This is a genomic window from Streptomyces exfoliatus, assembly GCF_000725545.1.
GTDB classification, from domain to species: domain Bacteria; phylum Actinomycetota; class Actinomycetes; order Streptomycetales; family Streptomycetaceae; genus Streptomyces; species Streptomyces exfoliatus.
In genome coordinates this window covers 97208-121545 of sequence record NZ_JNZP01000010.1, presented here as the reverse complement: position 1 = coordinate 121545, position 24338 = coordinate 97208, and the positions used below count along the sequence as shown (strand labels likewise).

The 24338-nt window shown below is 71.3% G+C and carries 25 protein-coding genes; 11 read left to right on the top strand and 14 right to left on the bottom strand.

Annotation, left to right across the window (positions count from 1 at the left end):
* The first annotated feature begins 47 nt into the window (after positions 1-47).
* The 7 genes from IO20_RS0112665 to IO20_RS0112635 all read left to right on the top strand — a co-directional run bounded on the left by IO20_RS0112665 (position 48) and on the right by IO20_RS0112635 (position 8617).
* Positions 48-1268 (top strand): amidohydrolase, encoded by a 1221-nt coding sequence (locus tag IO20_RS0112665; protein WP_030548992.1) that lies wholly within the window; start codon positions 48-50, stop codon positions 1266-1268.
* A 345-nt stretch (positions 1269-1613) separates the two neighbouring features.
* Entirely contained in the window at positions 1614-2666 is a 1053-nt protein-coding gene (locus IO20_RS0112660) for a BMP family lipoprotein (protein WP_030548989.1), read from the top strand.
* A gap of 106 nt (positions 2667-2772) precedes the next feature.
* Entirely contained in the window at positions 2773-4485 is a 1713-nt protein-coding gene (locus IO20_RS0112655; protein ID WP_037635302.1) for an ABC transporter ATP-binding protein, read from the top strand.
* On the top strand, positions 4482-5600 hold the full coding sequence (locus IO20_RS0112650; RefSeq protein ID WP_030548985.1) for an ABC transporter permease: 1119 nt from the start codon (positions 4482-4484) through the stop codon (positions 5598-5600). The genes IO20_RS0112655 and IO20_RS0112650 overlap by 4 nt, the downstream gene beginning before the upstream one ends.
* Complete coding sequence (locus tag IO20_RS0112645; protein ID WP_030548984.1) at positions 5597-6859, top strand: ABC transporter permease; 1263 nt, start codon at positions 5597-5599, stop codon at positions 6857-6859. The genes IO20_RS0112650 and IO20_RS0112645 overlap by 4 nt, the downstream gene beginning before the upstream one ends.
* Entirely contained in the window at positions 6856-7260 is a 405-nt protein-coding gene (locus tag IO20_RS0112640) for a cytidine deaminase (protein ID WP_030548981.1), read from the top strand. The genes IO20_RS0112645 and IO20_RS0112640 overlap by 4 nt, the downstream gene beginning before the upstream one ends.
* A 79-nt stretch (positions 7261-7339) precedes the next feature.
* Positions 7340-8617 (top strand): thymidine phosphorylase, encoded by a 1278-nt coding sequence (locus IO20_RS0112635; RefSeq protein ID WP_030548980.1) that lies wholly within the window; start codon positions 7340-7342, stop codon positions 8615-8617.
* Between the two features lie 75 nt (positions 8618-8692).
* Here the strand turns inward: IO20_RS0112635 and IO20_RS0112630 are convergent, their stop codons facing one another.
* Positions 8693-9343 (bottom strand): HAD family hydrolase, encoded by a 651-nt coding sequence (locus tag IO20_RS0112630; protein ID WP_030548979.1) that lies wholly within the window; start codon positions 9341-9343, stop codon positions 8693-8695.
* Positions 9344-9406: 63 nt separating this feature from the next.
* Between IO20_RS0112630 and IO20_RS0112625 the strand changes: the two genes are divergently transcribed.
* Complete coding sequence (locus IO20_RS0112625; RefSeq protein ID WP_030548978.1) at positions 9407-9682, top strand: STAS domain-containing protein; 276 nt, start codon at positions 9407-9409, stop codon at positions 9680-9682.
* Here the strand turns inward: IO20_RS0112625 and IO20_RS0112620 are convergent.
* The 3 genes from IO20_RS0112620 to IO20_RS0112610 form a co-directional block, all read right to left on the bottom strand.
* Positions 9671-10642: a sigma-70 family RNA polymerase sigma factor gene (locus IO20_RS0112620; RefSeq protein WP_030548977.1), complete on the bottom strand. Its 972-nt coding sequence runs from the start codon at positions 10640-10642 to the stop codon at positions 9671-9673. The genes IO20_RS0112625 and IO20_RS0112620 overlap by 12 nt on opposite strands.
* 83 nt (positions 10643-10725) lie before the next feature.
* Positions 10726-11433 carry a L,D-transpeptidase family protein gene (locus IO20_RS0112615; protein ID WP_030548976.1) on the bottom strand — a complete coding sequence of 236 codons (708 nt, stop codon included), beginning with the start codon at positions 11431-11433 and terminating at the stop codon, positions 10726-10728.
* Between the two features lie 124 nt (positions 11434-11557).
* Positions 11558-12820, bottom strand: a complete 1263-nt coding sequence (locus tag IO20_RS0112610) for an MFS transporter (protein ID WP_030548974.1) — start codon at positions 12818-12820, stop codon at positions 11558-11560.
* A gap of 62 nt (positions 12821-12882) precedes the next feature.
* Here IO20_RS0112610 and IO20_RS0112605 point away from each other — a divergent pair, with 62 nt between their 5' ends.
* Positions 12883-13833 carry a LysR family transcriptional regulator gene (locus IO20_RS0112605; protein WP_030548973.1) on the top strand — a complete coding sequence of 317 codons (951 nt, stop codon included), beginning with the start codon at positions 12883-12885 and terminating at the stop codon, positions 13831-13833.
* A gap of 197 nt (positions 13834-14030) precedes the next feature.
* Here IO20_RS0112605 and IO20_RS0112600 read toward each other — a convergent pair whose 3' ends face one another.
* From IO20_RS0112600 to IO20_RS37575, 5 genes are all read right to left on the bottom strand, one after another.
* Positions 14031-14810 (bottom strand): alpha/beta hydrolase, encoded by a 780-nt coding sequence (locus tag IO20_RS0112600; protein WP_078945937.1) that lies wholly within the window; start codon positions 14808-14810, stop codon positions 14031-14033.
* A gap of 82 nt (positions 14811-14892) precedes the next feature.
* Positions 14893-15672, bottom strand: coding sequence for a GNAT family N-acetyltransferase (locus tag IO20_RS0112595; RefSeq protein WP_030548969.1), 780 nt, complete (start codon positions 15670-15672; stop codon positions 14893-14895).
* A 9-nt stretch (positions 15673-15681) separates the two neighbouring features.
* Positions 15682-16887 carry an HTTM domain-containing protein gene (locus IO20_RS0112590; protein WP_051874383.1) on the bottom strand — a complete coding sequence of 402 codons (1206 nt, stop codon included), beginning with the start codon at positions 16885-16887 and terminating at the stop codon, positions 15682-15684.
* 1 nt (position 16888) lies between these two features.
* Positions 16889-17632, bottom strand: a complete 744-nt coding sequence (locus IO20_RS0112585; RefSeq protein WP_051874382.1) for a DUF5819 family protein — start codon at positions 17630-17632, stop codon at positions 16889-16891.
* A gap of 49 nt (positions 17633-17681) precedes the next feature.
* The gene (locus IO20_RS37575; RefSeq protein WP_030548966.1) at positions 17682-18356 is read right to left on the bottom strand and encodes a hypothetical protein; all 675 of its coding nucleotides are present in this window, start codon (positions 18354-18356) and stop codon (positions 17682-17684) included.
* A 253-nt stretch (positions 18357-18609) separates the two neighbouring features.
* On the opposite strand from IO20_RS37575, the gene IO20_RS0112575 reads away from it, so the two are divergent.
* Positions 18610-19764, top strand: a complete 1155-nt coding sequence (locus tag IO20_RS0112575; protein WP_030548964.1) for an adenosine deaminase — start codon at positions 18610-18612, stop codon at positions 19762-19764.
* Between the two features lie 172 nt (positions 19765-19936).
* On the top strand, positions 19937-20302 hold the full coding sequence (locus IO20_RS0112570; protein WP_030548962.1) for a hypothetical protein: 366 nt from the start codon (positions 19937-19939) through the stop codon (positions 20300-20302).
* Between the two features lie 80 nt (positions 20303-20382).
* Here the strand turns inward: IO20_RS0112570 and IO20_RS0112565 are convergent, their stop codons facing one another.
* The 5 genes from IO20_RS0112565 to afsQ1 all read right to left on the bottom strand — a co-directional run bounded on the left by IO20_RS0112565 (position 20383) and on the right by afsQ1 (position 24251).
* Entirely contained in the window at positions 20383-20583 is a 201-nt protein-coding gene (locus IO20_RS0112565; RefSeq protein WP_030548960.1) for a PspC domain-containing protein, read from the bottom strand.
* A 90-nt stretch (positions 20584-20673) separates the two neighbouring features.
* The gene (locus IO20_RS0112560) at positions 20674-21255 is read right to left on the bottom strand and encodes a VanZ family protein (protein ID WP_030548958.1); all 582 of its coding nucleotides are present in this window, start codon (positions 21253-21255) and stop codon (positions 20674-20676) included.
* Between the two features lie 130 nt (positions 21256-21385).
* On the bottom strand, positions 21386-22051 hold the full coding sequence (locus IO20_RS0112550) for a hypothetical protein (protein ID WP_051874381.1): 666 nt from the start codon (positions 22049-22051) through the stop codon (positions 21386-21388).
* Positions 22048-23577 (bottom strand): sensor histidine kinase, encoded by a 1530-nt coding sequence (locus IO20_RS0112545; protein ID WP_030548956.1) that lies wholly within the window; start codon positions 23575-23577, stop codon positions 22048-22050. Before IO20_RS0112545 ends, IO20_RS0112550 begins: the two co-directional genes overlap by 4 nt.
* A complete protein-coding gene (gene afsQ1, locus IO20_RS0112540) occupies positions 23574-24251 on the bottom strand; it encodes a two-component system response regulator AfsQ1 (RefSeq protein WP_017239746.1) in 678 nt (225 codons plus the stop codon). Before afsQ1 ends, IO20_RS0112545 begins: the two co-directional genes overlap by 4 nt.
* Positions 24252-24338: the final 87 nt, after the last annotated feature.

Genomic DNA, 24338 nt, shown 5'->3' with positions numbered 1-24338 from the left:
CGTGATCAACGGGCAGTTGACCTGTCTGAAGGCCTACCCTTCAAAAGGTGAACCAGTTGAAGTCCCGTGAGCCAGGCTCCGTCACCCTGCCCGGAACGCTGTCCGAACCCCTGCGCGCCGAACTGAGCGCCTTCCGCAGGGACTTGCACATGCACCCCGAGCTGGGCAACCAGGAGTTCCGTACGACCGCCGTGCTCAAGGCCCGCCTGGAGGCGGCCGGCCTGGTACCGAAGGTCCTGCCGGGCGGCACCGGACTCATCTGTGACATCGGTACGCCGGACGTCCGCCGGCCCATGCTGGCGATCCGCGCCGACCTCGACGCGCTGCCCATCCCCGACGTCAAGACCGTCGCCTACCGCTCCACGGTGGCCAACCGCGCGCACGCGTGCGGACACGACGTCCACACCACCACCGTCCTCGGCGCCGGGCTCGTGCTCGCCGATCTGCACCGGCAGGGCCTGCTGCCCCACGCCGTCCGGCTGCTCTTCCAGCCCGCCGAGGAGGTCCTCCCCGGCGGCGCCGCCGACGCCGTCGCCGCCGGAGTCCTGGACGGAGTCGGCCGGATCATCGCCCTCCACTGCGACCCCAGGGTGGACGCCGGAAAGATCGGGCTCCGCGCCGGCCCCATCACCTCCGCCTGCGACCGTCTCGAAGTCACCCTCGACGGGCCCGGCGGGCACACCGCCCGCCCGCACCTCACCACCGACCTCGTCACCGCCGCCGCCCGGGTCGCCACCGACGTCCCCGCCGTCCTGGCCCGCCGGGTCGACGCCCGCTCCGGCCTCTCGGTCACCTGGGGCCGCATCGAGTCCGGCCACGCGCCCAACGTCATCCCCCAGCACGCGGAGCTCTCCGGCACCGTCCGCTGCCTCGACCTGCCGACCTGGCGCGAGGCCCCGGACCTGGTGCACGCGGCGATCGACGAGATCGCGACCCTGCACCGGGCCAAGTCGACCGTGAACTACGTCCGGGGCGTCCCCCCGGTCGTCAACGACCCTGCCGTGACCGAGCTGCTCCACGACGCGATGGCCGCGCGCCGCGGAACGCATGCGATCGAGGACACCGAGCAGAGTCTCGGCGGCGAGGACTTCTCCTGGTACCTGGAACACGTGCCCGGCGCCATGGCCCGCCTCGGCGTCCGCACCCCGGGCGACACCCGCGTCCGCGATCTGCACGCCGGAGACTTCGACGTGGACGAGCGGTGCATCGAGACCGCGGTGGAACTCTTCACGGCCGCGGTCCTGACCGACGCCGACACGCGCCCCTGACCACGGGCGGCGCCTGACGAGGGGGCCCTTTCGCGCGGCCCCCCGACCACGCGTCCCTGGCCGCGCCGCCCCCGGACGGACCTCCTCGTCCGTCCGGCCGACCGCCGTCCCCCCTTCGGCCCACCGCCCGGCGTGGCGCCTCCGGGCCCCTGGCCCGTCACCCCTCGGTGGCGGTATAACCGGCCGTACCGGGCCGAACGCCCCCGGTCGCCTCGACTGGCCGGTTCGCGACGATCCGATAACGACTCATGAACGGGTCTTTAACTGACATCTACGCGCGTTACGATCGCCGCGAAACCAGCGCCGGAAGAGGCGCTTTCGGTCAGTCTTGAAGGGACCCTCCTCTTGCGCCGGATCACCAGGATCACGACCGTGGGCATCGCCTCCGCGGCGCTCGCTCTCTCCGCCACCGCGTGTGGCAAGTCTTCGAACGACTCCGGCTCCGAGACGGACTCGAAGGCCGCCAAGGCCGCCATCGCGTACGACATCGGCGGCCGTGGCGACCAGTCCTTCAACGACGCCGCCTACGCGGGTCTCAAGAGGGCCGAGGACGAGCTCGGAGTCAAGGGCTCCGAGGCCGAGCCCTCCGAGGGTGAGGGCGACGCCGACAAGGTGCAGCGCCTCACCGCGCTCGCCCGCGCCGGCAACAACCCGGTCATCGGCGTCGGCTTCGCCTACGCGCCGGCGATCGAGAAGGTCGCCAAGTCGTACCCCAACACCACGTTCGGCCTCATCGACGACACGTCGAAGACCGGCAAGAACATCGCCAACCTCGTCTTCAACGAGGAGCAGGGCTCCTACCTGGCCGGCGTCGCCGCCGCCAAGGCGTCCAAGACCGGCACGGTCGGCTTCATCGGTGGTGTCGAGGTCCCGCTGATCAAGAAGTTCGAGGCGGGCTTCGCGCAGGGCGTCAAGGACACCAACCCCAAGGCGAAGGTGCTCGTCCAGTACCTGACCCAGCCGCCGAACTTCGACGGCTTCGCCAAGCCCGACCTCGGCAAGGCCGCCGCGCAGGGCCAGCTCGACAAGGGCGCCGACGTGATCTACGCCGCCGCCGGTCTGGCCGGTTCCGGCTCGATCGAGGCCGCCGCGACCGCCGGCAAGTGGGCCATCGGTGTGGACTCCGACCAGTACAACCAGGCGGGTCTGGCCTCGTACAAGGCCAAGATCCTGACCTCGGTCACCAAGGACGTCTCGGACTCCGTCTACAACCTGATCAAGTCGGTCAAGGACGGCAAGCCGCAGACCGGTGAGGTCCGCTACGGCCTCGCCACGGACGGTGTCGGCCTGGCCGACTCCAACCCGGAGTACAAGAAGATGACGGACCTCATCGCCGCGGTGGACAAGGCGAAGAAGGACATCATCGACGGCAAGATCACGGTCAAGACCGCTCCGTAAGGAACGCGGGTCACTGACCTCAGGGCCCGGCAACGGTGGGACCCCCACCGTTGCCGGGCCCCATTCCCGTACAGGTTTTCACTTTCCGGCAGCGCTACGCGTGTAGATGTCTCCCTGGCACGATAACTTCGCCCCGCCCTGCCCTCCCGCTCCCACTCCTTCCGGCCAAGGAGAGTGCGTCATCAACGCGTCCAGCCCCCCTGCCGTAGAACTGCACGGCATCACCAAGCGATTCCCCGGCGTCGTCGCCAACAAGGACATCGCCATCACGGTCCGCAAGGGCACCGTGCACGCCCTCATCGGCGAGAACGGTGCCGGCAAGTCGACCCTCATGAAGATCCTCTACGGCATGCAGAAGCCCGACGAGGGCACCATCGCCGTCGACGGCGAGCAGGTCACCTTCTCCAGCCCCGGTGACGCCATCGCGCGCGGCATCGGCATGGTGCACCAGCACTTCATGCTCGCCGACAACCTCACCGTCCTGGAGAACGTCGTCCTCGGCGGCGAGAAGCTCTACGGCATCGGCGCCAAGGCGCGGCGGAAGATCCAGGAGATCTCCGACGCGTACGGCCTCGGGGTCCGCCCCGACGCCCTCGTCGAGGACCTCGGAGTCGCCGACCGCCAGCGCGTGGAGATCCTCAAGGTCCTCTACCGCGGCGCCAGGATCCTCATCCTCGACGAGCCGACCGCCGTGCTCGTCCCGCAGGAGGTCGACGCGCTCTTCGACAACCTGCGCGAGCTCAAGTCCGAGGGCCTGACGGTCATCTTCATCTCGCACAAGCTGGGCGAGGTCCTGAAGGTCGCCGACGACATCACGGTCATCCGCCGGGGCACCACCGTCGGCACCGCCGACCCGAGGACCGCCACCACCAAGCAGCTCGCCGAGCTGATGGTCGGCAGCGAGCTGCCCTCGCCGGAGACCCGCGAGTCGACGGTCACCACCGTCCCCATGCTCAAGGTCGAGAACCTGACGCTGGTCGAGAGCGGAGTCGCGGCCGCCCCGCTGACGACCGCCGCCCCGCCGGACCCGTCGAAGAGCGCCACCGTCCACGAGGAGGTCGTGGGCGGCCGCAAGCTCCTCGACGACATCTCCCTCACGATCCACAAGGGCGAGATCCTCGGCATCGCGGGCGTCGAGGGCAACGGACAGACCGAGCTCATCGAGGCGCTCATGGGCATGTCCACCCCCGACGCGGGCGTCATCAGCCTCGACGGCCAGGACATCTCCAAGGTCTCGGTGCGCAAGCGCCGCGAGGGCGGCATCGGGTACATCCCCGAGGACCGCCACCGCCACGGCCTGCTCCTGGAAGCCCCGCTCTGGGAGAACCGCATCCTCGGTCACGTCACCGAGGCGCCCAACTCCAAGCGCGGCATCCTCGACCCCAAGGCCGCCCGCAAGGACACCGAGCGGATCGTGCGCGAGTACGACGTGCGCACCCCCGGCATCGACGTGACCGCGGCCTCGCTCTCCGGCGGCAACCAGCAGAAGCTGATCGTCGGCCGCGAGATGAGCCACGGCCCGAAGTTCCTGATCGCCGCCCACCCCACCCGTGGTGTGGACGTCGGCGCGCAGGCGCAGATCTGGGACGCGATCCGTGACGCGCGCCGCGAGGGCCTCGCGGTGCTGCTGATCTCCGCCGACCTCGACGAGCTGATCGGCCTCTCCGACACCCTCCGGGTCATGTACCGCGGCAAGCTCGTCGCCGACGCCGACCCCGCCACCATCACGCCCGAGGAGCTGGGCTCCGCCATGACCGGCGCGGCCAGCGGTCACCTCGAAGGCAACGAAGAGCAGCCCGAAGACGGTGACGCCCGATGATGAAATTCGACAAGGACAAGCTGATCCTGGGCGCCGCGGGACCGGTGCTCGCGCTGGTCTCCTCGTTCGTGCTCACCGTCCTGGTGCTGCTCGCGACGGGTCTCGACCCGATCGAGCCGATCACGCTGATGATCGACAACGCGGCGTTCTCGGACATCCAGGTCCTGATCGTCAACCAGACCGGGATCTACTACCTGGCAGCCCTGGCCGTCGCCATCGGCTTCCGGATGAACCTGTTCAACATCGGTGTCGACGGCCAGTACCGGCTCGCCGCGATGGTGTCGGCCCTCGTCGGCGCCTCGATCGAGCTGCCCGGCCCGCTGCACATCCTGCTCATCGTGGTCGTCGCGATGCTGACCGGTGCCTTCTGGGCCGGTATCGCGGGCATCCTGAAGACCACCCGGGGTGTCTCCGAGGTCGTCTCGACGATCATGCTGAACGCCATCGCCACCTCGCTGGTGGCCTGGCTGATCCTGCCGAAGAACTTCGGCTTCCAGCCGGAGGGCTCGAACAACCTCACCACCGGTGAGATCGCCGAGTCCGGCTGGTTCCCGGGCATCGACATGGGCGAGGGCAACGGAGTCATCTACGGCTTCACGTTCGTCGCGCTCGCCCTCGGCGTCGTCTACTGGTTCGTCCTCAACCGCACCCGGTTCGGCTTCGACCTGCGCGCCACCGGCGCCAGCGAGACCGCGGCCCAGGCCAGCGGCGTCGACGCCAAGAAGATGGTCCTCACCTCGATGCTCATCTCGGGCGCGCTCGCCGGCCTCGCCGGCATGCCGACGCTGCTCGGTGAGTCCCACACGTACAGCCTGGACTTCCCCGTCGGTGTCGGCTTCACCGCCATCACCATCGCCCTGCTCGGCCGTAACCACCCGGTCGGCATCTTCTTCGCCGCGCTGCTCTTCGCGTTCCTGGACAAGGCCTCCTCGTCCCTCGACACCGAGGGCTACCCGAAGGAGATCACCAAGATCATGCAGGGCATCATCGTGATCGCGGTCGTCGTCTCCTACGAGCTCGTCCGCCGTTACGGCCTCCGTCGCCAGCAGCAGAAGGTCGGCGAGGAACTCGCCGCCGGCGGCGCCATCAAGACCGACAAGGAGGTCTCGGCATGAGCACCGGCACTGTCACCAAGCCGAGCGCCGCGCCCAAGGGCGGCGGACGCCGCAAGCTCACCCTGCCGTGGATCATGCTGATCGTCGCGGCCGGTCTCCTGCTCTTCTCGCTCGTCCGGGTCGTCTCCGGCGCCGACGACCTCACCTCCGTGGGGCAGGTCTCCGGCGCGCTCCAGCTCGCCGTCCCGATCGGCCTCGCCGGTCTCGGCGGTCTGTGGGCCGAGCGCGCGGGCGTCGTCAACATCGGCCTCGAAGGCATGATGGTGCTCGGCACCTGGTTCGGCGCCTGGGCCGGCTACCAGTGGGGCCCCTGGGTGGGCGTCCTCCTCGGCCTCCTCGGCGGCGCGCTCGGCGGTCTGCTGCACGCGATCATCACCGTCACGTTCAACGTGAACCACATCGTGTCCGGTGTGGCGATCAACATCCTCGCGGTCGGCTTCACCCAGTACCTGTCGAACTTCACGTTCGCCGAGGCCGAGGGCGGCTCCTCCAAGCAGTCCCCGCGCATCGACCAGATCACCAAGATCACGATCCCAGGGTTGTCCGACTGGCTTCAGGACCTCCAGCAGAAGCACTGGTTCCTGATCTCCGACCTGGCCGGCATCCTCGGCGGCCTCGTCACCAACCTGTCGCTGCTCACGATCGTCGCCCTGCTGCTGATCCCGGCCACCTGGTGGCTGCTGTGGCGTACGGCGTTCGGCCTGCGGCTGCGTTCCTGCGGTGAGAACCCGGTCGCGGCCGAGTCCCTCGGCGTGAACGTCTACAAGTACAAGTACATCGCCGTCACCGTCTCCGGCGCCCTCGCCGGCCTCGGCGGCGCGTTCCTCGCGATCGTCGCCACCGGCATCTACCAGGAGGGCCAGACCGGCGGCCGCGGCTACATCGGTCTCGCCGCGATGATCTTCGGCAACTGGATGCCCGGCGGCATGGCGCTCGGCGCGGGCCTCTTCGGCTTCACCGACAGCCTCAAGCTCCGCGGCGGCGCCGAGAACGTCCACGCGCTGCTGCTGCTCGTCGCCCTGCTCCTGGTGATCGCCGCGCTCTGGCAGCTGTACAAGAAGAAGTACGTGGCCGCCGTGGTCGCCGCGGTCTTCTCCGCCGGCTTCTTCCTCTGGTACGGGCTGACCGACGAGGTCCCGAGCCAGTTCGTCGACGCGGCCCCGTACATCACCACCCTGCTCGTGCTCGCCCTGTCGGCGCAGCGCCTCAGGATGCCGAAGGCGGACGGACTGCCGTACCAGAAGGGCCAGGGCAAGTGACGTCCTCGCTCTCCGACGCCGACTGGGAGTCCCTGCGGGTCACGGCCAGGGACGCCATGTCCCGGGCGTACGCCCCGTACTCCGGCTACCCGGTCGGCGCGGCGGCCCGCGTCGACGACGGCCGGGTGGTCTCCGGCTGCAACGTGGAGAACGCCTCCTTCGGCCTGGGGCTGTGCGCCGAGTGCGGGCTCGTCTCGGCGCTGCAGGCGACCGGCGGCGGCCGACTGACCCACTTCGTCTGCGTGGACGGCCGGGGCGAGTCCCTGGTCCCGTGCGGCCGGTGCCGGCAGCTGCTGTACGAGTTCGGGGGCCCCGAGCTCGTCCTGGAGACGCCCGCCGGGTTCCTGACGCTGGCCGAGATGCTGCCGCAGGCATTCGGCCCGGACCACCTGTCGAAGTAATCCTCGGAGCGACCCTTCCGGCACGATGGAGGGGTCGCTCCCCCTTTCCCTCTCTATGCGCGTAGAAAGAGGCACCACCATGGACGTCATCTCCGTCATCCGCACCAAGCGGGACAAGGGCGAGCTGAGCCCGGAGCAGATCGACTGGGTCATCGACGCCTACACCCGCGGCGCGGTCGCCGACGAGCAGATGTCCGCCCTGGCCATGGCCATCCTCCTGAACGGCATGAACCGCGCGGAGATCGCCCGCTGGACCGCCGCCATGATCGCCAGCGGCGAGCGCATGAACTTCGACTCGCTCTCCCGCCCCACCGCCGACAAGCACTCCACCGGCGGAGTCGGCGACAAGATCACCCTCCCGCTCGCCCCGCTCGTCGCCGCCTGCGGCGCGGCCGTCCCGCAGCTCTCCGGCCGGGGCCTCGGCCACACCGGCGGCACCCTCGACAAGCTGGAGTCCATCCCCGGCTGGCGCGCCCTGCTCTCCAACGAGGAGATGCTGCACGTCCTCGACACCACCGGCGCGGTCATCTGCGCGGCGGGCGACGGTCTGGCGCCCGCGGACAAGAAGCTGTACGCGCTCCGCGACGTGACCGGCACGGTCGAGGCGATCCCCCTGATCGCCAGCTCGATCATGTCCAAGAAGATCGCCGAGGGCACCGGCTCCCTGGTCCTCGACGTCAAGGTCGGCACCGGCGCCTTCATGAAGAACATCGAGGACGCCCGTGAGCTGGCCTCGACGATGGTGGGCCTCGGTACCGACAGCGGCGTGAAGACGGTGGCCCTGCTCACCGACATGTCCACCCCGCTCGGCCTCACCGCGGGCAACGCCCTCGAAGTCCGCGAGTCGGTCGAGGTCCTCGCGGGCGGCGGCCCGGCGGACGTCGTCGAGCTGACGATCGCGCTGGCCCGCGAGATGCTCGCCGCGGCCGGCATCAAGGACGCGGACCCGGCGAAGGCGCTGGCCGACGGCTCGGCGATGGACCACTGGCGCCGGATGATCGCGGCGCAGGGCGGCGACCCGGACGCGACCCTCCCGGTCGCCCGCGAGCAGCACGTCGTCACGGCCCCGTCCACGGGCGTCCTGACCCGCCTGGACGCGTACGACATCGGCATCGCCGCCTGGCGCCTGGGCGCGGGCCGCGCCCGCAAGGAGGACCCGGTGCAGGCGGGCGCGGGCGTCGAGCTCCACGCGAAGCCGGGCGACACGGTGACGGCGGGCCAGCCGCTCCTGACGCTCCACACGGACACCCCGGAGAAGTTCGACTACGCCCTGAAGTCCCTCGACGCGGCGTGGGACATCGCGCCGGAGGGCACGGCGTTCACGGCGAACCCGATCGTCCTGGACCGCATCGCCTGACGCGTATGCGTCTGACACCTTCGGGCGAACGGGACCGGTGGACCACCACCGGTCCCGTTCGCCCTGGTGGGACCGTCACCTGACGAGCAGCCCCGGCAGCTCCCGCATGTCGTCGAAGACCACCGTGTGCGGGCCCATCAGCCGGTCGGCGCGCGTCAGTCCGCCGCAGTAGCCGAAGGCGCGCATGCCGGCCGCGCGGGCCGCCTGCACGCCGTACGGGCTGTCCTCCACCACCGCGCAGCGCTCCGGCGGTACGCCCATGGTCGCCGCCGCGTGCAGGAAGAGGTCCGGGGCCGGCTTGCCCCGGGAGACGTCGCGGGCGCTGAACATGCGGCCCTCGAAGCGGTCGAGGAGACCGGTCCGGCCCAGGTTCTTCCGGATGGACGCGTGGCTGCCGTTGGAGGCGAGGCAGTACGGGACGTGGAGCGCGTCCAGGACGCCGGTGACGCCCTCGACCGCCGTCAGCTCCGCGTCCAGCGCGTCCTCGTACCGCTGCTTGAAGGGCGCCTGCCAGTCGGGTCCGAGCGGCCGGCCCCGGCGTTCCTCCACGATCGTGGTGAGCAGGGCGTGCGAGGAGCCGACGAAGTACTCGACGACCTCCTCCTCGGTGAACTCCGCCCCGAGGGACGCGAACACCTCACGGTCCACACGGCAGTAGATCCGCTCGCTGTCCACCAGAACGCCATCGCAGTCGAAGATCACCAGTTCGACAGGCTCGTGAGTCATGATCGGCAGCCTAGCGAAACGGGTCCGCGATGAGTTCCGGGTCCCGGGGCGGTCTCAACGGACGTGGACACCAGTCAACCGCTCGTCGTGACCCTGCCCGCCCGCCCCACCCGGGACGAGGTGGCCCGGCTCTGTGCCGAGCTCACCGCCGCCCCGCCCGGTGACGTGCTCTGCGAGGTCGGCGCCCTCGCGCCCGCCGACCTCGCCGCCGTCGACGCGCTCGCCCGGCTGAAACTCGCGGCCGGGCGCCGCGGCCACCGGATCCGCTTCCACGGAGCGGGGCCCGACCTGCGGGCCCTGCTCCTCCTGACGGGAATCGACGGAACCCTAGGCCTCTAGCCGGGCCGGCAGGTCGAAGAGCGGGAACCAGCGCTCGGTGTCCAGGAAGAAGTCCATCCCCGCGACCTTCCCGTCCCGCAGTTCGAGGACGATGAGCGCCCACGGCGCGAAGCCGCCCGCCGGGTCCGGGTGGTACTGGGCGAACGCCGGGGAGCCGTTGGCCACGGTCGGCACCAGCTTCGAGCCGGAGCAGACCTCGCCGACGCCCAGCATCCAGCCCACGATGTCGTCGTGGCCCTGGAGCCAGAGGTCGTACGGCGGCATGGACATGGTCGCGTCCTCGTGGAGGAGCGCGGTCAGCGCCTTCATGTCGTAGCCCTCGAAGGCCGCCACGTACCGCTCCAGGAGCGCCTTCTGCTCCTCGTCGAGCGGGTTCGCCGGGTCGGAGGTGGCCGGGGCCTGCTCCGCCAGGGTCGCGCGGGCCCGCTGGAGGGCGCTGTTGACCGAGGCGACGGTGGTGTCGAGGAGCTCCGCGACCTCGCTCGCCTTCCAGGCGAGCACCTCGCGCAGGATGAGCACCGCCCGCTGCTTGGGCGGCAGGTGCTGGAGCGCGGCCACGAACGCGAGCCGCACGGTCTCCCGGGAGACGGCCGTCTCCGCCGGGTCGGCGACCGAGGGCAGGACCCGCCCGTCGGGGATGGGCTCCAGCCAGGTGATCTCCGGCTGCTTGACGAGCTGCGCCTGCGCGACCGGCGTCGGCGAGGTGAGGTCCATCGGCCGCGCTCTCCTGTTGCCGGCGTTCAGCGCGTCCAGGCAGACGTTGGTGGCGATCCGGTACAGCCAGGACCGCAGTGAGGAGCGGCCCTCGAAGGTGTCGATGGCCTTCCAGGCCCGCACCATCGTGTCCTGTACCGCGTCCTCCGCCTCGAAGGAGGATCCGAGCATCCGGTAGCAGTAACCGGTCAGCTCCCTGCGGTACTTGTCGAGTTCGTCGGTCGTCGCGGTCGCGGCGTCACTCATCGGGTCCACACCCCACTCACCCCTCACCGGAACCCGTTCGGTGCCGGTGAGGGGAAAGTACCGCAGCGGACTGACAGTCGTGGTCAGGTTCCCGGCTTGCGTCCGTAGACGAAGACGTCGTCGCCGTTCCTGAGCAGGTTCCAGTACGCCTTCGCGTCGGCCGGACGCATGTTGACGCAGCCGCCCGAGCCGGGCGGGTTCCACATGGACTTGGTGGTCGAGTGGAAGGCCTGGCCGCCGTCGAAGAACTGCGAGTACGGCATGGACACGTTGTAGAGCGTCGACCAGTGGTTGATGTTCCGCCAGTAGATCTTCTTCGAGCCGGTACGGGTCTCGGTGCCGTCCTTGCCCGTACGCACCGGCACGGGACCGTACTTGAGGCGGGCGCCGTCCTGGATCCAGCTCAGCTGGCGGGTCAGGTCGACGCAGGCGATCCGGCCCCGGTTGGTCGGGCAGGTGCCCGCCCGGTTGGGGTTGGTGCCGGCGGCCTTCTGCTGGATCATCGTGTTCATCGTGCGCCAGGTGAGCGGCCCGGCGTACCCCATGGTCGGGGTGATGCCGTGCTTGCGCTGGAAGGCCTGGATGGCCTGACAGTCGCCGAGTGACTGGCGCCCGTCGACGGTCCGCCCGAGGAACTTCTCCACCTGCTTCTGGTACGGCCCCGTCGTCACGTTGCAGGACGCCGCCTGCGCCGGAGCCGCACCGAGCGCGATCGTCATCGGCACCACCAGCGACGTGAGGCCGGCCGCGATTCCGGCTCTTCTGCCTATGCGACCCGTGATTCTCTTCATGATCGTCAACTCCCCCTTGAGTCCTATGACTTGTGACGTCCGGGGGAGCGACTCGGTTGCAGTGGATTTCAGACGGAATCCGAGCGGAATCCGAGGCGGGAAGCAGGGCGCGATCCGCCCGCGGTCAGCAGGACGCGGCGAGCTGGAGCCGCCGCGCCTCGGCGCGGGCGCTGTGGCTGCCGTACAGGGTGACCGAGACGACGCCGAGGACCGCGACGAGGCCGATCAGGACCGTGCCGGACCAGCCGCCCGCGTGGTAGGCGACCGCGCCGAGCGTGCCGCCCGCGCTGCTGCCGAGGTAGTACGCGGACTGGTAGAGCGCCGAGGCCTGGGCGCGGCCCGTCTTCGCCGTACGGCTCACCGAGGAGGAGGCGACCGCGTGGCCCGCGAAGAACCCGGCCGTGATCAGGACGAGGCCCGCGAGGACCGCCGGGAGCGCGTCGGCGAGCGAGAGCAGCAGGCCCGCGGCGGTCGTGGAGACCGCCAGGTAGAGCGCCCCGCGCCGGCCGAGCCGGGCGACGAGCTTGCCCGCGGCGGCCGAGGAGACCGTACCGACCAGGTAGACCAGGAAGATCGAGCCGATCACGCCCTGCGGCAGCGAGAACGGCGCCTCCACCAGGCGGTAGCCGATCACGGTGTACACCGCGCCGAAGACCGTCATGAACAGCGCGCCGATCACGTACAGCCGCATGAGCAGCGGGTCCGCGAGATGCGTCCGTACGGTCCTGGCGAGCGCCTTCGGGTTCAGCGTGCCCGGGGTGAAGTGCCGTGCCTTCGGCAGCAGCGCCCGGAAGGCGAGCGCGCACAGCAGCGAGGTCAGGCCGACGGCGGCCAGACCCGCGCGCCAGCCCCACATCTGGGCGACCCAGCCGGTGACGATGCGGCCGCTCATGCCGCCGATCGAGTTGCCAGCCACGAACAGGCCGATCGCCGCGATCAGCGCCTTGGGGCGGACCTCCTCGGCGAGGTACGCCATCGCGGAGGCGGGGAGCCCGGCGAGCGCCGCGCCCTGGATCGCGCGGAGGGCGATCAGGGACTCCAGGTTCGGGGCGAGCGGCACGACGAGAGCGACGGCGACCGCGACCGTGAGGGAGGCGGTCATCATCGCGCGCCGCCCGAAGCGCTCGGAGAGCGCGCTGAGCGGCAGGACACACAGGGCGAGGGCGCCGGTCGCGGCCGAGACCGTCCAGGAGGCGGCGGATGCGGTGGCGCCGAACTCGGCCGAGATGGCCGGGAGGAGGGCCTGTGTGGAGTAGAGGAGGGCGAAGGCGGCCAGCCCGGCGGCGAAGAGCGCGAGGCTCGTCCGGCGGTAGCCGGGGGCTCCGGGGGAGAGGCGGGTGTCGGCGGACGCGTGGATGGCGGCCGCCTTGGTACTGGCGGGAGGCATGTCACGAACGTAGGACGGTCCGTTTCATGCGTCCAATGCACGGAACTGCTGTAATCGTTCCCATGGTGCATGAGTACAGATCACAGCATCGCCTGTCACCGAACAGTAACGAAGAAGACATGGGACTGCTGCTCGCGCCGCGGCTCGCGTACTTCGCCGCGGTCGCCCGGCACGAGCACGTGACCCGCGCCGCGGCCGAGATGGGCGTCCCGCAGTCCACGCTCTCGCGGGCCATGGTGCGGCTCGAACAGGACCTCGGCGTCTCGCTCTTCGCCCGGCGCGGCCGCACGGTCTCCCTCACCCCCGCCGGGCGCCGCTTCCTGACGGCGGCCGAGCGGGCCCTCGCCGAGGTGGAACGGGCCGCCGACACCGTGCGGGCCGACGCCGACCCCACCGCGGGCCGGGTCGCGTTCGGCTTCCTCCACACCATGGGCTCCGAGACCGTCCCCGGCCTCATCCGCGCCTTCCGCGTCGACCATCCGAGGATCCGCTTCACCCTCGTCCAGAACTACGGCGAGGCCATGATCGAACGGCTCAGGGCGGGCGACCTCGACCTCTGCCTGACGTCCCCGGTACCGGACGCCCCCGACCTGGTCGCCCGCCGCCTCGACGAACAGCGGCTCCGGCTCGTCGTCCCCGACGACCACCGCCTCGCGGGCCGCAAACGCGTCCGCCTCGCCGAGGCCGCGGACGAGACCTTCGTGACCCTGGAACCGGGGTACGGGCTCCGCCGCATCACCGACGACCTGTGCGCGGAGGCCGGCTTCAAGCCCCGGATCGCCTTCGAGGGCGAGGAGGCCGAGACCCTGCGCGGCCTGGTCGCGGCGGGCCTCGGCGTCGCCCTGCTGCCCCCGCCGGCCGTCCCCCGCCCCGGCGTCGTCGAACTCACCGTGACCGCCCCGCGAGCGGTCCGCGAGATCGGCGTCGCCTGGCTCGACGGCCACCCGGACACGGCCCCGGTGGCCGCCTTCAAGAAGTTCCTCCTGAGCCGCAGGGGGCACCTGCTGCCCTAGGGGGCGTCTTGTCGATCACGCCGGGCTCGCTGCGTCTGGCACCGCGCCTCGCCGCGTCGCCGTCGGTCTCCCCCAAGCTCTCGGCTTCGCTCGAGCAGGGCGGTATCCCCACCGCTCCGCGTTGATTCCCTCCTCCGCCTTGCGATCCACGGCACCGAACACCGCTCCCTGATCCGGCCTGATCGACAAGACACCCCCTAGAACCGCCTGGCGGTACCCCCGAAGCCCGCCGCCAGCGGCATCCGCAGGCCCAGCGGCGGGGGAGCGGCCATCGCGTCGGTCACCGGGCGGGCGACCGGGCGGGCGAAGAGGGCGCCGAGGACGAAGTCGACGGCCAGGGCCTGGACCTCGTCCGCGTACTGGCGGAGCGCGTGACCGTCCGAGTGCACCTCGAAACGGCAGGTGTCCCGGTTCGCCTTCTTGGCCCGCTCGGCGAACCGGAACGACAGCTCCGGGTCCGTACGGGCGTCGTTCGTGCCGTGGACGAGCAGCACCCGGCGCCCCACCAGCTGCCGTACCGCCTCCGGTTCCGCCGCCACGTCGTCCTCCGGCAGCCACGGGGCGAGCCCGAGGACCGCGTCGACCGCGCCGTGTCCGGCCGCCCGCAGCGCCGCCCGGGCGCCGAGACCGTGCCCGACGAGACAGAGCGGGACGTCGCCGTACCGGCGTACCGACTCCGCGACCGCCCAGGAGGCGTCCGCCGCGAGGTTCGCGTCGGCCCCGTTCCAGCCGCGCCCCCGGTAGCGGACCACATGGGCGACGAGCCCCTCGGCCCGGCCCGCCCGGACGAGGCCCCGCCCGAGCGGCAGCATCGCGGCGTGGGCCCGCGTGGAGGCGCGCCGTCCCGACACCGGCTCGCCGTCCGGAAGCAGCAGCACCACGCCGCCCACCGCCGCCGACGTCCGGGAACCTCCAACAGGCCGTCCGAGCCGGGGTCTCCGGGCGTCGGGCGGCCCCACGAGTGCGAAGTGCGCCATAGCAGAACAGTCTCAGAAGCGGAGGTGTACGCCAGCCGTACGCGCGGTCACCGTTACATATCGCCGCTCGGACGAACGCCCCTTACCCCGGCGCCCGTTCGAACCGGGTCACGTGCCCGAGGGCGGTGAAGCCCCGCCGCCCGTACCAGCGGTGCGGCCAGTTCGCCGGGTTCGCGGTCAGGAAGCGGGTGCCGCAGCCCGCGTCGGCGGCCGTCCGGAGCGCCGTATCGAGAACGGCCCCGGCGTGGCCCTGCCGGAGGTGCGCCTCCACCGTGACCAGGTCCTCCACCTGCGCCACCCCGGACGCCGGATCCAGATACAGGTCGGCCCAGGCTGCCACCTCGCCCTCGGCGGTGTGCGAGGCGAGGAACCGTACGTCCTCGGCGCCGCGCCGCCGGGCCGCCCGCCGCTCCACCAGATCGACGAGCAGACCCTCCCCGACCCCGGGCACGAAGCGCCGCCAGGACTCCGCGACCGGTCCGCGCAGCGCGTCGAGGTCCACCGCGCGCGCCCCGCCGTCCGCGGGCACCGGGCCGGTGTGCAGCATGACGAGGGACGTGGAACGGACGTACCCGGCCACGGCCAGCGGCTCCGCGCAGGCCGCGGCCAGCTCCTCGTCGAGGACGTACACCTGGCGGTGCGGCAGATGCCCGAGCGTCTCGTCGGCGAACCCGGCGAGCGCGGCCGGATCGGCCGCCCCGTCGACCAGTACGTGGTTGTTCCTCCGGGACCCCGGGTACGCGTCGTCGAGCGCCGCGAAGCCCCCGGGGAAGTCGACCGTACGGGCGGCCTGGCGGCGGTCGAAGTCGGCCAGGAAGCGGTGGATGCGCGGCAGTTCGGAGTCGCTCGCCGTAGAGGTCATCCAGGCAGCTTAGGAGCTCACCCGGTCGGCACGAGGGGCCGCACGCCCCGCGAGGGCAGGGGGGCGCAGCCGTGCGGTGAGCCGTCCGCAGCGGGCTCCGAGTGCGATCAGGAAGGCCGTGGGGAGGAACACGGCGTCGCAGACGACCATGGCCAGCGACAGGAAGGGGATGCCGAGGACGACGGCGATGCCCAGGTGTTCGGCGATCATCGCGAACAGCAGGACGTTCTTCACCTTGCGGTTGGCCAGGGTGAAGGGGAAGGCGACCTGCACCATGACCGTCAGGTAGCTGAGCGCCAGGACCGTCAGCGTGCTGCCGGCGAGGAAGCCGGAGAGCGCGGGCCACGGTGCGAAGTAGTCGAGGTGGAGGGCGTAGTAGAGGGCGCTGCCCTCCTGCCAGCGGCTCCCCTGGATCTTGTACCAGCCGGCGGTCGCGTAGATCAGGCAGACCTGGGCCGCGATCACGAGCATCGCGCAGTTGTGGAGCATCGAGGCCGCCGCGTCGAGCACGGCCCGTGCCTCGTGCCTCGGGAACCAGCGGTTCGCCGCGTACCAGAGGCCCTGGACGGCCCACAGGGTCCAGAAGGCCAGGGCCCAGCCGCGGGTGGGGTGGGCGGACAACGGGACGAGGACGGCCAGGGCCGCCACCCACAGGAACGGACCGACCGGATCGAGGCCCGGCAGCTTCGGTCGGCGGCGCGCTCGGCGGGCGTCGAGCGACCACACCTGGGCGCAGCGCGTGAAGACCAGGTAGATGACCATGATCCGCACGACGTTGTCGCCGCCGTCCCCGACGAGGGTGTTGCGGTTGATGACCGACAGGACGCCGGCCATGAGCAGCACGGAGGTGCCGCGGGTGCGCCAGCCCAGGAGGACGGCGAGCGCGGCGGCGATCGTGGCGGCGTAGACGGTCTCGAACCAGAGGCCGCCGTTCCCCCATGCCAGCACGGTGAAGGTGCGCTCCTCACGGATCAGGACCTGGGCGAGATCGAAGGAGAGCGGGCTGCGAACGCCGTACAGCACATGGCGGTTCGGCCATTCGCGCAGGAGGAAGGCGAGGGCGACGCCGGAGAGCCCGATCCGGAAGACGGCGGCCTGGTAGGGGGCCCGGACGGAGGTGATCGCGGCGAGGAGCCGCGCGAGGCGCTCGGCGGGACGCGTGGCCGTGGGGGTGGCCGGGGGCGCGGCCGTGGCCGTGGCCGTCGGGGTGGTCATGTCACAGGCTCCTGTAGTCCTGATCGGTCACCTTCCACCAGGGCAGCAGCCGGTAGTCGGTGGTGTCGGACGGCTGCTCGGAGCTCCAGGCGGGCGGGTCCACCATCGTGAACCGGCCTCCTACCTGGAGCGACACGATGCGCTCGCCGTTCAAGGTGCGACCGATCCGCTGGAGCACCACGCGCTTGAGGTAGTCGCCGGTCATCGTCCCGCGTACGCCTTTGGGGCGGTCGTCCGTCACGCTGTGCGTGGCGATGTACGCGTCCCAGGCGCGGCGCAGCATGTTCTGGTCGGCGTGACTGGGGGCCGGGTTGCCGCGGATCGTCTCGATGTCCCGGTCCGTGAGGTTGATCCACTCGCTCGCGTGGGGACGACCGTCCGCGGCCAGGGTGTTCACCCGCGCCCCGACGGCTTCGTTGCGCTGCATCGGGTTCGGCGCGAACAGCTTCCAGTCCTGGCCGAACTCCGGCTGGACGTAGGCGTCGACGGCGTCACCGTGTTCCACGCTCAGGGCGTTGGGCGGTGCGACGCTCAGGAAGATCATGCCCAGGTGTGTGACCAGGGCGCAGACCAGCACCACGGCGGTCGCGGTCAGCGCGGCGACCGAGACGCGGGACCACCGGCGGGGCTCGTCACGTGCGGGGGGTGCCGGTTCGCCGTCGTCGTCCGGGCCCGGCGGAGGCGGACTCTGCGGCGGGACCGTGCTGACCGGGCGTACGGCGGTGCGTTCGCTGGAGGATTCCATCAGGTTCCTTAGGGGCGGCGGCCCGTCCCCCGGGCCGCCGCCGCTTCGATCAGTTCAGGGGACAGTTGTTGACGCGCACACCCTGGTAGTTGATGTCGGGGTGGGCGTCGCTCAGCAGGTCGGCGACCGCGTTGGTGTCGTCACCGCCGTACCACTGGGGGTTGGCGACGACCTGGAACAGGGTCGGGTCCGCCGGGGCGCCCTGGCTGACTCCCAGGTTGGAGCGAGTGGCCGGACGGCCGACCGCGGCCTCGAAGTTGTCGTTGGGGCTGTACCCGGTGGCCACCCACGAGTCCAGGTGCTGCGGCTGCCGCCAGTAGCCGGGTGAGCACCACTCGGCGGGCCGGGGCGGGGTGGTCGTGCCGGTGGTTCCGGTCGTCCCGGTGGTTCCGGTCGTCCCGGTCGTCCCGGTCGTCCCGGTCGTACCGGTCTGGCCGGTCAGGCCGATGAGACCGGACGTACCGATGAGTGCGACGTCGCCCAGGAGCTTCGGGGCGAAGTTCACCTTCTGCGTGCAGTAGCCGAACGTGCCCTTGCAGCTGTGGTTGAGGTTGTGCTTCGAGTGGTCGTTGACGACATGGTCGCCGCCCTTGCCGTGGTCGTCTCCACCGCGCACGGAGGCCACGGTCGGAGCACCGCCGCCGAGGGCCTGCGAAGCACTGACCATGCCGATCGTCAGGGCACCTGCCGAGACTGCGACGAGCAGTCCACGGATGTATCGCATGCCACGTCCTTCCTTGGTTTCGGCGGGATACGGCTCCCGCCGTGAGTGCCCCACGTAACCGCGAGCCGGCGAGGCCGGACACAACCGGAGAAGGCCGTGTCGTCTCAACAGCCCAAAAAGTCGTATACGCGAAGGTCCGAACGCGCCTCCCTGTACCCCGCGTTGCTGTTGACGCGGTTCGCACGCGAGGACATTCGGGAGCGGGCGCGACGTCAAGAGCGCCATCTACGCGCGTAGGGGCTAGAGTGCCGAAATGACGAGCCAGACTCCCAGCGTTCCCAGCGCGGACCAGATCCGGCGCGCCCCGAAGGTGCTGCTCCACGACCACCTCGACGGCGGACTGCGCCCCGGCACGATCATCGAACTCGCCCGGAAACAGGGCTACGGGCAGCTCCCCGAGACGGATCCCGACAAGCTCGGCATCTGGTTCCGCGAGGCCGCCGACTCCGGTTCCCTGGAGCGGTACCTGGAGACCTTCGCGCACACCTGTGCCGTCATGCAGACCCGTGAGGCCCTCTTCCGCGTCGCCGCCGAGTGCGCGGTCGACCTCGCCGAGGACGGCGTCGTGTACGCGGAGGTGCGGTACGCGCCCGAACAGCACCTGGAGGGCGGCCTCACCCTGGAGGAGGTCGTGGAGGCCGTCAACGAGGGCTTCCGGGAGGGCGAGCGGCAGGCCAGGGCGAACGGACACCGCATCAGGGTCGGCGCCCTGCTCACCGCGATGCGGCACGCCGCCCGCGCCCTGGAGATCGCCGAGCTGGCCAACCGCTACCGCGACACGGGCGTCGTCGGCTTCGACATCGCGGGCGCCGAGGCGGGTTACCCGCCCACCCGCCACCTCGACGCCTTCGAGTACCTCAAGCGGGAGAACAACCACTTCACGATCCACGCGGGCGAGGCCTTCGGGCTGCCCTCGATCTGGCAGGCGCTCCAGTGGTGCGGCGCCGACCGGCTCGGTCACGGCGTCCGGATCATCGACGACATCGAGGTCGCCGACGACGGCTCGGTGGCCCTCGGCCGGCTGGCCTCCTACGTGCGCGACAAGCGCATCCCGCTGGAGATGTGTCCCTCCTCGAACCTCCAGACGGGCGCCGCCGCCTCCATCGCCGAGCACCCCATCGGTCTGCTCCGCAGGCTGCATTTCCGGGCCACGGTCAACACCGACAACCGGCTCATGAGCGGGACGACCATGAGCCGGGAATTCGAGCTGTTGATCGATGCATTCGATTACACGCTCGACGACATGCAGTGGTTCACTGTCAATGCGATGAAATCAGCGTTCATTCCTTTCGATGAACGCCTGGCCATGATCAACGAAGTCATCAAGCCCGGATATGCCGAGCTGAAGTCCGAATGGCTGTTCCAGCAGACCGCCACGACCAGCGAGTCTTCCCGTACGGCGGGCTGAGGACCAGCCCGTCGCAGGGGCCGAGGCGGCCGGGGAAGCGCGACACCCGGCCGCTTTCCGGTGTTTGCGGAGGGGTCGTTACCTGGTTAGGTTGCAGAGCCACTCTGCATTCCCAGGATTTCCCCGCCCGGCTTTCCCGGAAGCCCCCGGATTCCACAAGGAAGATTTTCAGATGAAGCAGTCTGCCGCCAAGAAGCTCGGTGTCGCCGCTCTCGGTGCCGCTTTCGCCGCCGCCGCCGCCGGCACGGCCTCCGCCGCACCGTCCCTGCCCGTCGGCGCCGACGCGCTGGGCACGGTGACCCAGGCCGTCCCGCTGGGTGACGGCCTCACCGAGCTCCCCGACGGCGCCTCCGAGTCCCTCGGTGCCGGTCAGGGCGCCCTCGGCCAGGGCCTCGACCAGGGTGTGAAGACCCTCCCGGCCGCCGCCGGCCAGGCCACCCAGAACCTCCCGCTCGACGCCGCCGCCGGCGGCCTCGGCGCCACCCCGCTCGGCGGTCTCCTGGGCGGCCTGCCGCTGGGCGGCCTGCCGATCGGCTGATCGACGCCGTACACGCCGAAGGGGCGCGCACCCGGTCTCCCGGGTACGCGCCCCTTCGGCGTACGTGCACGGTGCGGCGGCTACCAGGCAGCGCTCGCGCTCTTCTCCGCCGGCAGGAACACCCACAGCGCCAGGTAGATCAGGAACTGTGGTCCGGGCAGCAGGCACGAGGCCACGAAGATCACGCGCATCGTCGTCGCGGAGATGCCGAAGCGCCGGGCCAGCGCCGCGCACACTCCGCCGATCACGCGTCCGTCACGGGGGCGGGTCAGTGCGGCCATGGTGGGCTCCTTCGGATTCGGTCCGGGAGCCGCTCCGTCGGGCTCCCGATGACTCCATACTGCCGCCGCACGGGGCTCGCGGGCGTCGGCCTACCGGGCGATCGGGACCCTGGTAATCGTCGGGGTCGCACCCTGAGGTCCCTCGTTCCGCAGCAGGGCGGAACCCTCACCCCGGCTGGTCCCCGTGGGGGACTCCGACCGGCCCGCGTCCGACCTGCGGCGCAGCCAGGCCCGCCCGGCCGGGACGAACAGAAGGTGTGCGAGGGCCACCCCCGCGGTGTTCAGGAGGATCGAGTCGACGTCCACCACCTGACCCGGTACGGCCGTCTGGAGCAGCTCCACGGCAAGGGACACCAGCGCCCCGGCGGCCGTCGTACGGGCGAGCGAGGCCCAGGGGGAGACGTGCAGCCGGCCTTCGGCCATCGGCAGCAGCACCCCGAGCGGGGCGAGCAACAGCAGGCCCTCGCCGATCAGCCGGACCGCCTCGGCGGTGCCGAGCGCGAGATCGGCACGGAGGCCGTTCAGGGGGACGGTGTTCGGCGCGGTCACCCAGGCCACGTCCCGTGGGCGCAGGCTGATCCAGGCGACGAGCAGCAGATGCGCGAGGACGAGGACGAACCCCGCCACGCGGACGACCACGGCGGCACTGCCGCCCGAACCTTGACGCTGCACGCCCCCCAAGACGCCCGCGGTAGCGGAATCGGTTCCGCCGACCGCCGCGCAGATCAGCGGGACCGGTGGCCCCGACCGCTCAGGCCGCCCGCCCGGTCACCCGCTCAGGCCGCCCGACCGGCCCACGTGATCAGCCCGTCGCGGCAGGCGGTCCGGGCGTCGCCGATGCCGATGCCGATGCCGAAGCTGTCGCCGGGGCCGTGGGCGGCGCCGACTCCGGGCGCTCGCGCAGTTCCGTCGTGCACCGGTAGCGCTTCGGCGGGTACGCGCCGGGGCCGCCGAGCAGGACCGTGTGGCCGCCCGCGCTCGCGGAGCTCTCGGCGAACGTGCAGATCAGCTGCGACAGGGCCGTCGGCGCCAGGTCCTCCGGCTGGCGGCTCAGCCGCAGCGTGCCCGCCGGGTCGTCCCCGCGACCGCCGCTCACCGCGAGCGGTCCGCGCACCGCCGTCGTGAACCCGGCCCGCCGCTCGCTCTCCGAGGGCACGGCGAGCAGCTGCGCGAGCAGCCCCGTGGCCGTCCGCACCGGATCGCCGCCCGCCTTCTCCGGCAGCGGAGACCGCCGGTCCACCGCCTCCAGCTGTGAGCCGCAGACCAGGAACACCCGGACCGGCACGCCCTGCACCGCCGCGCCCGTGGCGCCGTCCTCCGTCAGGCTGCACGGCACCCGGGAGGGGGCCGCGCCCGCGTCCACCGGGACCGACGTGGTGCGGATCCCGCAGCCGGAGACCAGGAGGGTGAGCGCGGTCGCCGCGAGAGCCCCCGCGACACCGGTACGCCCGAAGACGCTGCGCCTCACGCTTCCTCCACCTCGCCCTGGCTGCTGCGGGTCTGCACCTCGCGCGTGATCCCGGAGGCGTCGAGGGGCAGGCGCAGGACGAACACCGCGCCGTCCACCGCCCCGTCCTCGCCGACCGAGTTGGACGCGGTGATCGAACCGCCGTGGATCAGCGCGTTCTCCATGGCGATCGACAGGCCGAGACCGCTGCCCTCGGACCGCGGCCGGGACGCGCTCGCCTTGTAGAAACGGTCGAAGACGTGCGGCAGCACCTCCTCGGGGATGCCGGGTCCGTGGTCCCGTACCGCGATGACCAGCTCGTCGTCCTCCGTGCGCACCGAGACCCGGACCGGCGAACCGCCGTGCTTCAGCGCGTTGCCGATCAGGTTCGCCAGGATCACGTCGAGCCTGCGGGGGTCGAGCGGTGCCACGATCCCGCGCTCGGCGTCCAGGTCGACGGCGTCGAGCCAGGCCCGCGCGTCGATGCACGCGGTGATCTGGTCGGCGATGTCGACCTCGTCGAGGACGAGCCGGGCGGTGCCCGCGTCGAAGCGGGTCACCTCCATCAGGTTCTCCACCAGGTCGTTGAGGCGCCGGGTCTCGCTGACGACGAGCGCCACCGCCGGGGCGATCATGGGGTCGAGGGAGTCCTGCTCGTCCTCCAGGACCTCCGTGACGGCCGTGAGCGCGGTCAGCGGGGTCCGCAGCTCGTGCGACATGTCGGCCACGAACCGCCGGGAGGACTCCTCCCGGGCGCTCATGTCCGCGACCTTCTTCTGCAGGGACTCGGCCGCGCTGTTGAACGTCCGGGACAGATCGGCGAGTTCGTCGGCGCCGGTGACCCGCAGCCGGGTGTCGAGCTTGCCCTCGCCGAGCTGCCTGGCCGCCTCGCCCAGCCGGTGCACGGGGCGCAGCACGGTCGTCGCCGCGACCTGCGCGAGCAGCACCGAGCCGACCACCGCGAGCGCGGTGGCGATTCCGAGGGACCAGGCGAGCGAGTTCAGGTCGGCCTTCTCCGCGGCCAGCGACTTGAACATGTAGCCAGCCGGGCCGCCGCCGTCGATCCGGGTCCCGCCGACCAGGTACGGCGTCCCGTTCCGCTCCGTACGCTGCCAGAACAGGTGGTACGGGTACGGGTTGGCCTCCGTCACCGGCCGCTCGGTGTTCGCGGCGTCGCGCAGCGGCACCGGCACGTCGGCCAGGGTGAAGTCGTCGGGGTCGGAGGCGCCGACGATCGGCTTGCCCGCGTCCCGCTCGCCGATCAGCAGCACCTCGTAGTCGCGGCTGCCGGACGCCATCTGCTCGGCGGTCCGCCGCAGGTCGTCCTGGGTGGGCCGGAGCGGCAGCGTCGCCGCCCGGTTCTGCATCTCCTGGCGGAAGTCGTTGAGCGCCCCGTCCTGGGTACGGGTCAGCACCGCCTCGCGGTTCAGCCAGTACGCGATGCCGGACGCGGCGACGGCCGCGGTGAGCGCGACCAGGGCGAAGACGACGACGAGCCGAAGCCGCAGGCTGGACAGGCGCAGCCGGGTGAGGATCCCCTTGCTCACGCAGGAACGTCCAGCCGGTAACCGACCCCGCGCACGGTACGGATGAGCGTCGGCGAGGACGGCACGTCCTCCACCTTGGCGCGCAGCCGCTGCACACAGGCGTCGACGAGCCGCGAGTCGCCCAGGTAGTCGTGCTCCCACACGAGCCGCAGCAACTGCTGCCGGGAGAGCGCCTGGCCGGGCCGGCGGCTCAGCTCCAGGAGCAGCCGCAGCTCGGTCGGGGTGAGTTGGAGGTCCTCGCCGTTCTTGGTGACCGTCATCGCGGACCGGTCGATGACGAGGGACCCGTAGGTCGCGGAATCCGTCGACTCCCGCTCGCCGCGCCGCAGCACGGCTCGGATGCGGGCGTCCAGGACCCGGCCCTGTACCGGCTTGACGACATAGTCGTCGGCACCGGACTCCAGGCCCACGACCACGTCGATGTCGTCGCTGCGCGCGGTCAGCAGGATGATCGGCAGCTGGTCGGTGCGGCGGATGCGCCGGCACACCTCGAAGCCGTCGATCCCGGGCAGCATGACGTCGAGCACGACCAGGTCGGGCCGCTGCTCGCGCAGCAGCTGGAGGCCGTCCTCACCGGTCGCCGCAGTGGCCACCCGGTGGCCCTGTCGGGACAGGGAGAGCTCGAGGGCCGTGCGGATGGCGTCGTCGTCCTCGATCAGCAGCAGAAAAGGCACGGGCAGCATTCTGTCGCATTCGGCCGTCCGAGTTCGACCGCTGGGAGGCTCGCTTCTGTCCGGGGGGCCTGTGACACGCCTGTGACA

Bases quoted from the DNA above. Each gene is read 5' to 3' on its own strand.
- IO20_RS0112655 (WP_037635302.1), top strand. From the start codon at position 2,773: ATGTCTCCCTGGCACGATAACTTCGCCCCGCCCTGCCCTCCCGCTCCC.
- IO20_RS0112650 (WP_030548985.1), top strand. From the start codon at position 4,482: ATGATGAAATTCGACAAGGACAAGCTGATCCTGGGCGCCGCGGGACCG.
- IO20_RS0112645 (WP_030548984.1), top strand. From the start codon at position 5,597: ATGAGCACCGGCACTGTCACCAAGCCGAGCGCCGCGCCCAAGGGCGGC.
- IO20_RS0112635 (WP_030548980.1), top strand. From the start codon at position 7,340: ATGGACGTCATCTCCGTCATCCGCACCAAGCGGGACAAGGGCGAGCTG.
- IO20_RS0112630 (WP_030548979.1), bottom strand. From the start codon at position 9,343: ATGACTCACGAGCCTGTCGAACTGGTGATCTTCGACTGCGATGGCGTT.
- IO20_RS0112620 (WP_030548977.1), bottom strand. From the start codon at position 10,642: ATGAGTGACGCCGCGACCGCGACGACCGACGAACTCGACAAGTACCGC.
- IO20_RS0112615 (WP_030548976.1), bottom strand. From the start codon at position 11,433: ATGAAGAGAATCACGGGTCGCATAGGCAGAAGAGCCGGAATCGCGGCC.
- IO20_RS0112610 (WP_030548974.1), bottom strand. From the start codon at position 12,820: ATGCCTCCCGCCAGTACCAAGGCGGCCGCCATCCACGCGTCCGCCGAC.
- IO20_RS0112605 (WP_030548973.1), top strand. From the start codon at position 12,883: ATGGTGCATGAGTACAGATCACAGCATCGCCTGTCACCGAACAGTAAC.
- IO20_RS0112600 (WP_078945937.1), bottom strand. From the start codon at position 14,810: ATGGCGCACTTCGCACTCGTGGGGCCGCCCGACGCCCGGAGACCCCGG.
- IO20_RS0112595 (WP_030548969.1), bottom strand. From the start codon at position 15,672: ATGACCTCTACGGCGAGCGACTCCGAACTGCCGCGCATCCACCGCTTC.
- IO20_RS0112590 (WP_051874383.1), bottom strand. From the start codon at position 16,887: ATGACCACCCCGACGGCCACGGCCACGGCCGCGCCCCCGGCCACCCCC.
- IO20_RS0112585 (WP_051874382.1), bottom strand. From the start codon at position 17,632: ATGGAATCCTCCAGCGAACGCACCGCCGTACGCCCGGTCAGCACGGTC.
- IO20_RS37575 (WP_030548966.1), bottom strand. From the start codon at position 18,356: ATGCGATACATCCGTGGACTGCTCGTCGCAGTCTCGGCAGGTGCCCTG.
- IO20_RS0112575 (WP_030548964.1), top strand. From the start codon at position 18,610: ATGACGAGCCAGACTCCCAGCGTTCCCAGCGCGGACCAGATCCGGCGC.
- IO20_RS0112570 (WP_030548962.1), top strand. From the start codon at position 19,937: ATGAAGCAGTCTGCCGCCAAGAAGCTCGGTGTCGCCGCTCTCGGTGCC.
- IO20_RS0112565 (WP_030548960.1), bottom strand. From the start codon at position 20,583: ATGGCCGCACTGACCCGCCCCCGTGACGGACGCGTGATCGGCGGAGTG.